General features: G+C 73.3%; 10 protein-coding genes. 4 read left to right on the top strand and 6 right to left on the bottom strand.

The window, feature by feature from the left end:
* Positions 1-2 precede the first annotated feature (2 nt).
* Both OG534_RS09760 and OG534_RS09755 read left to right on the top strand, forming a co-directional pair.
* Positions 3-512, top strand: coding sequence for a CinA family protein (locus OG534_RS09760; protein ID WP_326593539.1), 510 nt, complete (start codon positions 3-5; stop codon positions 510-512).
* A gap of 109 nt (positions 513-621) precedes the next feature.
* Complete coding sequence (locus OG534_RS09755) at positions 622-1,002, top strand: helix-turn-helix domain-containing protein (RefSeq protein WP_030012484.1); 381 nt, start codon at positions 622-624, stop codon at positions 1,000-1,002.
* A gap of 425 nt (positions 1,003-1,427) precedes the next feature.
* Here OG534_RS09755 and OG534_RS09745 read toward each other — a convergent pair whose 3' ends face one another.
* The 4 genes from OG534_RS09745 to OG534_RS09730 all read right to left on the bottom strand — a co-directional run bounded on the left by OG534_RS09745 (position 1,428) and on the right by OG534_RS09730 (position 8,730).
* Positions 1,428-2,198: an SDR family NAD(P)-dependent oxidoreductase gene (locus tag OG534_RS09745; RefSeq protein WP_326587698.1), complete on the bottom strand. Its 771-nt coding sequence runs from the start codon at positions 2,196-2,198 to the stop codon at positions 1,428-1,430.
* Positions 2,199-2,294: 96 nt separating this feature from the next.
* Positions 2,295-3,089, bottom strand: a complete 795-nt coding sequence (locus OG534_RS09740) for an Fpg/Nei family DNA glycosylase (RefSeq protein WP_326587697.1) — start codon at positions 3,087-3,089, stop codon at positions 2,295-2,297.
* 188 nt (positions 3,090-3,277) lie between these two features.
* Complete coding sequence (locus tag OG534_RS09735; protein ID WP_326587696.1) at positions 3,278-3,973, bottom strand: hypothetical protein; 696 nt, start codon at positions 3,971-3,973, stop codon at positions 3,278-3,280.
* 167 nt (positions 3,974-4,140) lie between these two features.
* Positions 4,141-8,730, bottom strand: a complete 4,590-nt coding sequence (locus tag OG534_RS09730; protein ID WP_326587695.1) for an ATP-dependent helicase — start codon at positions 8,728-8,730, stop codon at positions 4,141-4,143.
* 90 nt (positions 8,731-8,820) lie between these two features.
* Here OG534_RS09730 and OG534_RS09725 point away from each other — a divergent pair, with 90 nt between their 5' ends.
* A complete protein-coding gene (locus OG534_RS09725) occupies positions 8,821-9,654 on the top strand; it encodes an AraC family transcriptional regulator (RefSeq protein ID WP_326587694.1) in 834 nt (277 codons plus the stop codon).
* 19 nt (positions 9,655-9,673) lie between these two features.
* On the opposite strand, the gene OG534_RS09720 is transcribed toward OG534_RS09725, so the two are convergent.
* Together OG534_RS09720 and OG534_RS09715 are read right to left on the bottom strand one after the other, a co-directional pair.
* Positions 9,674-10,099: a DUF4267 domain-containing protein gene (locus tag OG534_RS09720; protein ID WP_326587693.1), complete on the bottom strand. Its 426-nt coding sequence runs from the start codon at positions 10,097-10,099 to the stop codon at positions 9,674-9,676.
* Positions 10,100-10,276: 177 nt separating this feature from the next.
* Positions 10,277-10,723 carry a DUF1772 domain-containing protein gene (locus OG534_RS09715; protein WP_326587692.1) on the bottom strand — a complete coding sequence of 149 codons (447 nt, stop codon included), beginning with the start codon at positions 10,721-10,723 and terminating at the stop codon, positions 10,277-10,279.
* An 88-nt stretch (positions 10,724-10,811) separates the two neighbouring features.
* On the opposite strand from OG534_RS09715, the gene OG534_RS09710 reads away from it, so the two are divergent.
* Positions 10,812-11,390, top strand: a complete 579-nt coding sequence (locus OG534_RS09710) for a TetR/AcrR family transcriptional regulator (RefSeq protein ID WP_326587691.1) — start codon at positions 10,812-10,814, stop codon at positions 11,388-11,390.
* Positions 11,391-11,470: the final 80 nt, after the last annotated feature.

Here is an 11,470-nt window from a genome sequence, read left to right as displayed (position 1 = left end):
GCGTGACGGATGTGGCTGCGGAGGCACTGCGGCTGCTCACGGAACGTGACCAAACCCTCGCTGTGGCGGAATCCCTGACCGGCGGAATGGTGGCCGCCGAGATCACGGCCGTGCCCGGCGCCTCCCAGTCCTTCCGCGGCTCGGTCACGGCGTACGCGACGGAGATCAAGCACCGGGTCCTGGGCGTGGACGCCGGACTGCTCCAGGCCGAAGGCGCGGTGAACGCGCAGGTCGCGGCGGAGATGGCGGCCGGTGTGCGGCGGGTGATGGGTGCTTCGTGGGGAATCGCGACCACCGGAGTGGCCGGTCCGCAGCCGCAGGACGGGCAGCCGGTGGGAACGGTTTTCATCGCGGTGGACGGTCCGGGGGGCAGGAAAACGGTCCGTCTGCGGTTGAACGGCTCCCGGGCGGAAATCCGTAGGGAGAGTGCACGGACAGTGCTCGAGCTTCTCTCAGACCAACTCCGTGAGAATGCGCGGGGGCAGGATACGGAACAGAACGGGGGGATTTGATGTTTGCAGCCCTGAGTGAACACGACATCGCTCCCCGCACGGCCGCGGCGCGAGGCGGTACGGTGGGGCGTGAAGGATGCGGCTACACGGTCAGAGGAGGGAGCCACCGATGATTCTGCTCCGTCGCCTGCTGGGTGACGTGCTGCGTCGGCAGCGCCAGCGCCAGGGCCGTACTCTGCGCGAAGTCTCCTCGTCGGCCCGAGTTTCGCTCGGCTATCTCTCCGAGGTGGAGCGGGGGCAGAAGGAGGCATCCTCCGAGCTGCTCTCCGCGATCTGCGACGCGTTGGACGTACGGATGTCCGAGCTGATGCGCGAAGTCAGCGATGAACTGTCGCTGGCCGAGCTGGCACAGTCGGCCGCGGCAAGCGAACCGGTGAGTGTGCCGGTCCGCCCGATGCTCAATTCGGTCTCCATGGCTTCGGTCACGGGTGGACCGGAGCGGGTGACCATCAAGGCGCCTGCGGAAGCGGTGAATGTCGTAGCCGCGTGAGCGAGCACGTGCGTGTTTGAGTGTGGCCGGAGCCCCGGTCGGTGTGGAAGCACCGGCCGGGGCTCCCGGCCGTTCTGGGTGCGGGCACGAGGGGGGTGCGGGAGGATGGGGCCGTCCGGGTCCCGGCCCCTGGGAGGTGGCCGTGCGGCGGTTGCTGCGCATACCTGTGGTGTCGGCGCTCGCCCTGGCGGTGGGGGCGCTGTGGTGGTGGGCCGTGCTGCGGCTGGTGCTGGTGCCCGCGGAGACCGGGGCCGTGGAGGGCGCGGTGGCGGTGGGCGGCTGGGGACTGGGGCTGCTGCCGGTGCACTGCGTGCCGGGGCCGGTACGGAGAGCGCGGCGGCCGGCTGCCGGGGCCGACAGGGCCGACAGGGCCGACAGGGCCGACAGGGTCGACAGGGCGGACCGGCTCGAGAGGGGCGACGGGGCTACCAGGGCATCGACACTCCACCATTCGGGCGAAGGATCTGGCCGGTCATGAAGGACGAGGCGTCCGAGGCCAGGTAGAGCACCGCCTGGGCGATGTCCTCGGGCTCGCCGACCCGGCGCAGCGGGGACATGCGGACCATGGCCGCCTCGGTCCGCTCCTGGACCTCGCGGCCGTGGCGGCCGGTCATCGGTGTACGGATCCAGCCCGGGGCGACGGCGTTGACGCGTATGCCGTGCGGGCCGGCCTCCGTGGCGAGGGTCTTGGTCAGCTGGACGACGGCCGCCTTGGCGGCGCTGTAGCAGAGCAGGCCGGGCTGGGCGGCGTCCACGGCGCCCGAGGCCATGGTGACGAGGGAACCGGGGCGACCCGCCGCGATCATGGACCGGGCGGCCTCCTGGCAGGTGTGCAGGACCCCCTTGAAATTGATGTCCAGGACCCGGTCGAGGTCCTCGTCCGTCGTCTCCAGGACGCTGCTGGTGTGCATGACCCCGGCGATGGCGGCGGCGATGTCGAGCGGGCGCGCCGCGGTGACGGCCGCCCGGAGCGCGGTCCGGTCGGTGACGTCGAGGGGGTGGACGGTGGCGGCGCCGCCGGCCTTGGCGACGAGGGCGGCCGTCTCGGCGAGGCCCTGTTCGTCGCGGTCCGCGCAGTGCACGTGCGCGCCCGCCTCGGCGAGGAGGGCGGCGGTGGCGCGGCCGATGCCGCTGGCGGCGCCGGTGACCAGGGCGGTGCGGCCGGTGAGGTCGTACGAGGCTGTGGGTGTGGGCATGCCGGGACCGTACGACTCGATCTGACGGACCGTCAACCAGTGCGTGCCGTCAACCAGGCGTGCCGTCGGCCAGCGCGTGCCGTCGCCCGTGCGGGACTACCGGGTCGGGCCGCTCTGGCACCGGGGGCACCAGTAGGTGGGGCGGTCGTCCTGGGGAGCCTGGCGGACGGGGGTGCCGCAGCGCAGGCAGGGGCGGTGGGCGCGGCCGTAGACGAACAGGTCGTGGCCGGGGTGGCGGCTGCCGGTGGTGTTGCGGGGGCCGGGCCGCTCGCCGGTGTTCGCGGCCAGCAGGCGGTGGGCGGCGGCGGCCAGGCGGGGGAGGGTCGCCTCGGGGAGTGCGCCGACCGGCGTCCAGGGGGTGACCCCGGCGAGGAAGCAGAGCTCGGCCTTGTAGATGTTGCCGATCCCGGCGAGGTTGCGCTGGTCGAGCAGGGCCTCGCCGAGCGGGCGCTCGGGGGCGGCGAGGAGGTTGGCGGCGGCGAGGGCGGGATCCCAGTCAGGGCCGAGAAGGTCGGGGCCGAGGTGGCCGACGGCCCGGTCCTCGTCGGCGGTGCGGATCAGTTCCAGCACGGGGAGGCGGTAGCCGACGGCCGTGTGGTCGGCCGTGCCGAGGACGGCACGGATCTCGTAGGCGGGTCCGCCGCGCCACTTCTCACCGGTGGAGAAGACGCGCCAGGCACCGTCCATGCGGAGATGGCTGTGCAGGGTGAGGCCGCCCTCCAGACGGGCGAGGAGGTGTTTGCCGCGGGGGGTGACGTCGAGGGTGACGCGGCCGGTGAGGTCGGCGGTGGCGAAGCGGGGGACGCGCAGGTCGCTGCGGGTGAGTTCGCGGCCTGCCAGGACGGCGTGGAGACGGGTCGCCACGCGCCGGATGCTGTCGCCTTCGGGCATGGGGCCATTGTCGCCCGCCGGGGGCTGCGGGGGTTCGGGTCCTGGGCGGTTCGGGGCCCGGCGGTCTGGCGGTCTGGCGGTCCGGGTGAACGGCGTGAGCCCCTGCGGCGGGGTGTGGCCGCAGGGGCTCTCTGGTCAGGAGGGGTGCGAGGGGTTCAAGGGGCCGGAGGGGCCGGAGGGGCCGCTCGTCACTTCCAGACGAGGCCCTTGTTCGGGTAGCTGTAGGGGTTGCCCCAGTACTCGGCCGCGGTGACCTTCGTCTGGGCCGACGGGGCGAGGGCCACCGCGCAGCTGGTCTGTGTCTGGCCGTTGGTGAAGCCCTTCGGCAGCGAATCGTTCGGGCACTTCTCGAACTTTCCTATGATCGACACGCGCTGGGCCTCGGTGCCGTCCCCGAGCAGGCCCTTGACCTGGGTCACGGACGAGTACGACAGGTCCGTGGTGCCGGTGTTCTTGACCGAGTAGCGGATGTAGTACGGGATCATCCCCTTCACCTTGTCGCCGAGCTTGAGCGTGTCCAGGTCGGCCGGGTTGCCCTGCTCGATCGCGGTGACCGTGAGGGCGATCTGGCCGCCCTTGTTGCTTCCGTAGCTGAACGGGATCTCCGCGGCCTCGCCGATCTTGAAGGTCTGGCCGGACTTCGCCGTACCGTTCGCCCCGGCGGGGGCCTCGCTGCCGCCGGTGGTGGGGCCGGTGGCGCTGGGGCTGCCCCCGTCGGACGGGGCTGTGGCCGAGGGGGACGGGGCGCCGGCCGACGGGGTCCCGCTCGGCTGCGCGGGGGGCAGTTCCTCGTTGCCGTTCTTGCAGCCCGTCAGGGCCAGGGTTCCGGCGACCGCCAGGCCGACCGCGCCGAGGGTGGTGCTCCGCATGCTGATGGTGCTCACTCTTCTACTCCCCCATGACTGTGAATCTGACTGTGCATCGCCAATGCAATGCCTGTGATCATCTTGATAAGGGATGAATAAGCGCCGGTGCCAGCTCAGGGGGTGCACGGAACGGTTCTGTGACATGTCCAGGACGTGTGCGGGACAGTCGAGACCATTTGCAGCCGTCAGGAACGCAAGCGCAAACCCCTCGGGGTGGCGTGGAATCCGGCCGCCTCCAGGGCCCGGCCCAGGGGGGAGGTCAGGGCCGCCGCGGCGTTGATCCGCTCCACCGTCAGGGACGGGAGCGTGCCCGCGCGGGAGGATGCCGCCAGCGCGGCCGTGGCGGCCGCGAGCCGCGGGTCCTCCGGCGCCGGCCAGGCCAGCAGGGTCTTGCCGCCGCGCTCCAGGTACAGGGTGAGCTCCCCGTCCACCAGGACCACCAGCGAGCCCGCCTTGCGGCCCGGCTTGTGGGTGGCCCCGGCCGGCGGCTCGGGCCAGGGCAGGGCCGCCCCGTACGCGTTCGCCGGGTCGGCGGCCGCCAGGACCACCGCCGCCAGCGGGGGCGGGGTGCGCTCGGCGGCCCGCAGCCGGTCCACCGCGCCGTCCATCGCGAACTGGGCCGCGCCCAGTCCCTCGACCACGTAGCCCCGGCGGGCCTGGCCGCTGTCCTCGAAGGCCGACAGGACGCGGTAGACCGCGCTGAAGCCGCCCTCCACCCCTTCCGCGGCGACCGCGCCGCGGGTCACCACGCCGTGCCGGTCCAGCAGGGTGCGGGCCAGGGCGTGGGCCCGGTGGGTCGGGTCGGGGGCCGCGGAGGGCAGGAGGGACCAGCGCCCGGAGACCGTGGGCGGACCCGTACGGGAGACGGTCGCGCTGAGCGTGCCGTACCGGCCGCGGGGGACGGTGCGCCGGGCCCGGTGGGCCGTGGAGCCCGCCGTGCGGCCCGAGCCCAGCAGGGAGCGCAGCGGGGCCAGGGTGTCGTTGGTGAGCCGGCCCGACCAGGCCAGGTCCCATACGGCCTCGGAGAGCGTCAGGTCGGACACCTCGGGGAACTCGGCGCGGATTGACTGCGAGATCTGCCGGAAGAACAGGCCGTACCCGCCCGCGAGGGATGCCAGGACCGCCTGGTGGAGCGGGCTCTGCTCCAGGGGATGCGGCGGGGGCAGGAGCAGCGGGGCCGCGTCCGCCAGGTAGAGGGAGACCCAGCCGTCCTTGCCCGGGAGGGCTCCGGCGCCCGCCCAGACCACCTCGCCCGCGGTGGTCAGTTCGTCCAGCAGGCCGGGGGAGTAGCCGCTGACCCGCGACGGGAGGATCAGGCGCTCCAGCGCCGAGGCCGGGATCGGGGCGCCCTGGAGCTGTTCGACCGCCCGGGCCAGGCCGTCGAGGCCGCGCAGGGCTCCGCCGAGGTGCTGCCACTGGGGGAGGAAGGTGGCCAGCGAGGTCGGCGGGACCGGTTCCAGCTCCTGGCGGAGCGCGGCCAGCGAGCGGCGGCGCAGCCGGCGCAGCACCGTCGCGTCGCACCATTCCTGGCCGATGCCCGCCGGGTGGAACTCGCCCTGGACCACCCGGCCGGCCGCGGCGAGCCGGTGCAGGGCGCCCTCCGTCACCGCCGGGCCCAGGCCGAAGCGGGTGGCGACGGCGGCCGTGGTGAACGGCCCGTGGGTGCGGGCGTAGCGGGCGAGCAGGTCCCCCAGCGGGTCCTTGACCGGCTCGGTGAACGCCTCCGGGACACCGACGGGCAGCGCCGTGCCCAGCGCGTCCCGCAGCCGGCCCGCGTCCTCGATCGACGCCCAGTGGTCCGCGCCGCCGATCCGCACCCGGATGGCGCGGCGGGCCGCGGCGAGCTCGTCCGCCCAGGCCGGCTCCGCCCCGCGCTCGGTCAGCTGGTCCTGTGTCAGCGGGCCCAGCATGCGCAGCAGGTCCGCCACCGACTCGGGATCCTTGGCCCGGCGGTCCTCGGTGAGCCACTGGAGCTCCCGCTCCAGCTCCTCCAGCACCTCCGCGTCGAGCAGTTCGCGCAGTTCCGCCTGGCCGAGCAGCTCGGCCAGCAGCCGGGAGTCCAGCGACAGCGCGGCCGCCCTGCGCTCGGCCAGGGGCGAGTCGCCCTCGTAGAGGAACTGGGCGACGTACCCGAAGAGGAGGGAACGGGCGAAGGGGGAGGGCTCCGGGGTGGTGACCTCGACCAGCCGGACCCGGCGCGCCTCGATGTCGCCCATCAGCTCGGTCAGGCCCGGCACGTCGAAGACGTCCTGGAGGCATTCGCGGACGGCTTCCAGCACGATCGGGAAGGAGCCGAACTCCGACGCCACCTGCAGCAGTTGCGAGGCGCGCTGGCGCTGCTGCCACAGCGGGGTGCGCTTGCCCGGACTGCGCCGCGGCAGCAGCAGGGCGCGGGCCGCGCACTCGCGGAAGCGGGAGGCGAACAGCGCGGAGCCGCCGACCTGGTCGGTGACGATCTGGTTGATGTCACCGTGGTCGAAGGCCACGTCGGCCGCGCCCAGCGGCGCCTGCTCGTCGTCGAACTCGAAGGCGGGCGGGCCCGAGGGGTCGTGGTCCAGGAGGTCCATGGACAGCAGGTCCGCGTCCGGGAGGCGGAGCACGATGCCGTCGTCGGCGTGCATCACCTGCGCGTCCATGCCGTACTTCTCGGCGAGGCGGGCGCTCAGCGCCAGCGCCCACGGGGCGTGTACCTGCGCGCCGAACGGCGAATGGACCACGACCCGCCAGTCGCCCAGCTCGTCGCGGAACCGCTCCACCACGATGGTCCGGTCGTCCGGGACGTGGCCGCAGGCCTCGCGCTGCTCGGAGAGGTACGCCAGCACGTTCTCCGCGGCCCAGGCGTCCAGGCCGGCCGCCAGCAGCCGCAGCCGCGCGTCCTCGTCGGAGAGGCCGCCGAGCTCGCGGAGGAACGCGCCGACCGCGCGGCCCAGTTCGAGAGGACGGCCGAGCTGGTCGCCCTTCCAGAACGGCAGCCGGCCCGGCACCCCGGGGGCGGGGGTGACCAGGACCCGGTCGCGGGTGATGTCCTCGATGCGCCACGAGGTGGTGCCCAGGGTGAAGACGTCCCCGACGCGGGACTCGTAGACCATCTCCTCGTCGAGCTCGCCGACCCGGCCGCCGCCCTTCTTCGGGTCCGATCCGGCGAGGAACACCCCGAACAGTCCGCGGTCCGGGATGGTGCCGCCCGAGGTGACCGCGAGGCGCTGGGCCCCCGGCCGGCCGGTGATCGTCCCCGCCACCCGGTCCCAGACCACGCGCGGCCGGAGCTCGGCGAACGCGTCCGACGGATAGCGGCCGGCCAGCATGTCCAGCACGGCGGTGAACGCCGACTCGGGCAGCGCCGCGAAGGGCGCCGCCCGCCGCACCAGCGCGAGGAGGTCGTCCAGCTGCCAGGTGTCCATCGCGACCATGGCGACCAGCTGCTGCGCCAGTACGTCCAGGGGGTTGGAGGGGACGCGCAGGGACTCGATCTCACCCGTGCGCATCCGCTCGGTGACCACGGCCGCCTGCACCAGGTCGCCGCGGTACTTGGGGAAGACCACCCCCGTGGAGACCGCACCCACCTGGTGTCCGGCCCGGCCCACCCGCTGGAGCCCGGAAGCCACCGAGGGCGGCGACTCCACCTGCACCACCAGGTCCACCGCGCCCATGTCGATGCCCAGCTCCAGGCTGGAAGTGGCGACCACGGCGGGCAGCCGGCCCGCCTTCAGGTCCTCCTCCACCAGCGCCCGCTGTTCCTTGGACACCGAGCCGTGGTGCGCGCGGGCCAGCAGGGGCGGGGCGCCGTGGGAGGCGCCCGACTGGGCCATGATCTCGGCCGGGGGCGGACCGTCCGGCAGCTTCTCGCCCATGGCGCGCTCGTACGCGATCTCGTTGAGCCGGTTGCACAGGCGCTCGGCGAGGCGGCGGGAGTTGGCGAACACGATCGTCGAGCGGTGCGCCATCACCAGGTCCGCGATCCGCTCCTCCACATGCGGCCAGATCGAGGGCTTGTCACCGCCCTCCCTGCCCTCGGTCGCGGGGGAACCGCCCAACTCGCCCATGTCCTGCACCGGGACGACCACCGACAGGTCGAACTCCTTGGCCGACGGCGGCTGGACGATCTCCACCTTGCCGCGCGGCGCGAGGTACCGGGCGATCTCGTCCACGGGCCGGACCGTCGCCGACAGCCCGATCCGGCGCGCCGGGCGCGGCAGCAGCTCGTCCAGCCGCTCCAGGGAGAGCGCGAGGTGCGCGCCGCGCTTGGTCCCCGCGACCGCGTGCACCTCGTCCAGGATCACCGTCTCGATCCCCGCGAGGGCGTCCCGGGCGGCCGAGGTCAGCATCAGGAACAGCGACTCGGGCGTGGTGATGAGGATGTCCGGCGGGCGGGTGGCCAGCGCCCGCCGCTCGGCGGGCGGGGTGTCGCCGGAGCGGATCCCGACCCGGATGTCCGGCTCGGGCAGGCCGAGACGGACGGACTCCTGCCGGATCCCGGTCAGCGGGCTGCGGAGATTGCGCTCCACGTCGACGGCCAGGGCCTTCAGCGGCGACACGTACAGGACGCGGCAGCGCTTCCTCGGCTCGGCGGGCGGCGGGGTCGAGGCGAGCCGGTCGAGGGCGGCGAGGAACGCGGCCAGGGTCTTGCCGGAGCCGGTGGGAGCCACCACCAGCACGTCCGAGCCCTCCCCGATCGCCTGCCAGGCACCCTCCTGCGCGGTGGTGGGCGTGAGAAAGGCCCCCGTGAACCACGAGCGGGTCGCGGGGGAGAACGAGTCGAGCGCAGCGCCTGCCATGCCCCCATCGTGCACCCGGCCACTGACAACGGGCCGGACCTGGGGAAACGTGCGTCGGTGAGCGGGCGCGGCGGAGCGCAGAATGGGGGGATGGGGACGGACGAGGGGCGCCGGGAGTGGGCCCGGCACTGGCAGTACCCGGAACTGCCCGGGCTGGATCTGCTGCGCGCCCGCTACGTGCGCCACACCTTCCCGCGCCACGCGCACGACGGGTACGTCATCGCGGCCGTCACCGGAGGCGTCGAGGAGATAGGACTGCCCGGCCACTCCGTGCGCGCCGGGCCGGGCAGCGTGGTCCTGATCAACCCCGAGGTGCCGCACACCGCGCGCGCCGGCGTGCCCGAGGGCTGGGCGTACGCCACCCTCTACCCCTCGCGCGACCTGATCGTCGAGGTCGCCGACGAGATCGGCACCCTGCGCGGCACTCCCGGCTTCACCGCCGACATGGTGGCCGACCTCCAGGGCGCCCGGGCGATCACCGAGATCCACCGCGCCGCCGAGGCGGGGAACGCTCTGGCCGCCGACACGCTGCTGCGGGGCCTGGTGGCACGGATGCTGACCCGGCACGCCGGCCCGCTGCCCTCCCGTACGGTGCAGGGCGCGGGCGGCGCGGAAGCGGCGGCGGCCCGGGCCGTCCTGCAGGAGCGCATGGCCGACCCGCCGTCGCTGGAGCAGCTCGCGGCGGAGCTGGGCACGAGCCCCTTCGCGCTGCTGCGGGCCTTCCGGGAGCGGTACGGCATGCCGCCGCACACCTGGCTCACCGACGCCCGGGTCCGCCGGGCCCGCCGGCTGCTCGACGCGGGCACCCCGCCGGCGGAGGCGGCCGTCACCGTCGGCTTCACCGACCAGCCCCACCTGAACCGCCACTTCACCCGGATCGTGGGGGTCCCGCCGGGCGCGTACCGGCGGGAGCGGGCCGTCTAGGGCGCGTATCGGGTCGTGATCAATGAGTCGCTCTGGTGAGCGTTTCCGGAGCGGCCGCGACGTTGCGGGTCTCGTGCATGATCAGCAGGCCGTTGACCACCATCAGTGTCGCGGTCAGGCAGTGGACGCCGAGCGCGGTGGCCACGGAGCCGTGGTGGGCCAGCACGTTGGCCATGTCGCCGTACGCGGCGAGTGCTTCCACCAGCAGCACCCAGCCCAGCGCCCGGCGGTGACCCGTCACCAGCAGGATGCCCAGAACCAGGGCCAGGACGACGTCGCGGATTCCCTTGATGATCAGGAAGCCGTCGCCGTCGCCGGGCGGCCAGCTCGGCAGGCCGTAGCCCGGCGCCGTCGTCTCCGGGCTCAGGATGTACTCGGTCCCGAACCAGAGTATGAAGAGGATGAAGACGGCGGCCAGGACGGTGTTGATCTTCTTCAGCGACATCGTTCTTCTCCATGCGGGTCTTCGTCGGCTTGGTGAGCTTCGTGGCGCTTGCCGAGTCGTGTGGGGCCTGATCAGGCCGGGTGAACGCGGCCGATCGAGGGGCGCGGCTTGCCGTGATCGCAGTCGTGGGATCTGAGCGGCAGGGGCGAACCGGTGCCTGTCGGGGCAGCGGTGCCATCAGGCGAGGGCGACGACCAGCAGGGTGAACGCGGCGACGATGACGGCGACGCGGATGTAGTGGTAGCGGTTCCAGCGGTGCAGCTGCTCCTTCCAGTCGGCGGGCCGGTTCTCGGGGGTCCAGGTCTTGTTCCGGTTGTTGATCGGGACGAGCAGCAGGACCGACATGACCACGCTGACGATCAGCAGTCCGGCGGCGGTGACGACGAGTCCGGCGCCGTGGTGGTGCCATCCGGCGATGGCCCAGATCGCGCTGAGGACGAGCGAGCCCATGTACCAGACCGGCATCAGGGCGCCGAGCATCCGGCCGCCGTGGGCGTGGCCGAGCTGGCGGCTGTCCTCGGGAAGCGCGTCCAGGATCCGGTTCATGATGAAGGCGACGGAGAACTCCACCCCCACCATCAGGCCGACGACGACGGTGGTGACGACCTCGAGTGTGTCGAGCATGACGATCCCTCCGAGCTAGCGTTGCTAGATGATGAGGCAACGCTAGTACTACTAACGCTCGGTTGTCTAGCGATGCTAGGATCGAATCATGTCGGTAAAGGAACGCAAGGAGCGCGACCGGGCGGAGCGCGAGCGCCTCATCGTGGCGACAGCCCGTGAACTCGCCGAGCAGCAGGGCTGGGACGCAGTCACCACCCGCCGGCTCGCCGAGCGCATCGAATACAGCCAGCCCGTCCTCTACAGCCACTTCCGCGGCAAGCGCGCGATCATCGGCGCCGTCGCCCTGGAAGGCGCCGCCGAGCTGGCCGCGGCGGTGCGTGCCGCGGCCTCCCGAGCGACCGGCCCGCGCGAGCGGGTCGCCGCCCTCGCCCGCGCCTATCTCGACTTCGCCGAGCACAACCCGGCGGTCTACGACGCCTTGTTCCAGCTCGACGGCGGCCTGGCGTACGCGCAGGAGGACACCCCCGAGCCGCTGAAGGACGCCTTCGCCGCCCTGCTCGAGAGCCTCGCCGAGGTCGCCGGCGACGGCGTCCACCCGGGGCTGTTCACCGAGGTGTTCTGGGCGGCTCTGCACGGCCTGGCGACCCTGACCCGAGCGGGCCGCCTGCTGCCCGAGGACGCCGAGTCGAGGGTGGAGCTGTTGGTGGACCGGCTCGCCCTGGTCTGACACACCCTCCCGGCGGGCACGCACCCGGGGCCCTCGGGCCCCGCTGCTGCCTGCCTGCGGCACCGCTTCCGGTCATTCGG

It is taken from the genome of Streptomyces sp. NBC_01294 (genome assembly GCF_035917235.1).
GTDB classification, from domain to species: domain Bacteria; phylum Actinomycetota; class Actinomycetes; order Streptomycetales; family Streptomycetaceae; genus Streptomyces; species Streptomyces caledonius.
Note: the sequence above shows the minus strand (reverse complement) of the source record. Positions and strands in the feature narration are given on the sequence as shown.

Bases quoted from the DNA above. Each gene is read 5' to 3' on its own strand.
- OG534_RS09740 (WP_326587697.1), bottom strand. From the start codon at position 3,089: ATGCCCGAAGGCGACAGCATCCGGCGCGTGGCGACCCGTCTCCACGCC.
- OG534_RS09755 (WP_030012484.1), top strand. From the start codon at position 622: ATGATTCTGCTCCGTCGCCTGCTGGGTGACGTGCTGCGTCGGCAGCGC.
- OG534_RS09730 (WP_326587695.1), bottom strand. From the start codon at position 8,730: ATGGCAGGCGCTGCGCTCGACTCGTTCTCCCCCGCGACCCGCTCGTGG.
- OG534_RS09725 (WP_326587694.1), top strand. From the start codon at position 8,821: ATGGGGACGGACGAGGGGCGCCGGGAGTGGGCCCGGCACTGGCAGTAC.
- OG534_RS09720 (WP_326587693.1), bottom strand. From the start codon at position 10,099: ATGTCGCTGAAGAAGATCAACACCGTCCTGGCCGCCGTCTTCATCCTC.
- OG534_RS09745 (WP_326587698.1), bottom strand. From the start codon at position 2,198: ATGCCCACACCCACAGCCTCGTACGACCTCACCGGCCGCACCGCCCTG.
- OG534_RS09710 (WP_326587691.1), top strand. From the start codon at position 10,812: ATGTCGGTAAAGGAACGCAAGGAGCGCGACCGGGCGGAGCGCGAGCGC.
- OG534_RS09715 (WP_326587692.1), bottom strand. From the start codon at position 10,723: ATGCTCGACACACTCGAGGTCGTCACCACCGTCGTCGTCGGCCTGATG.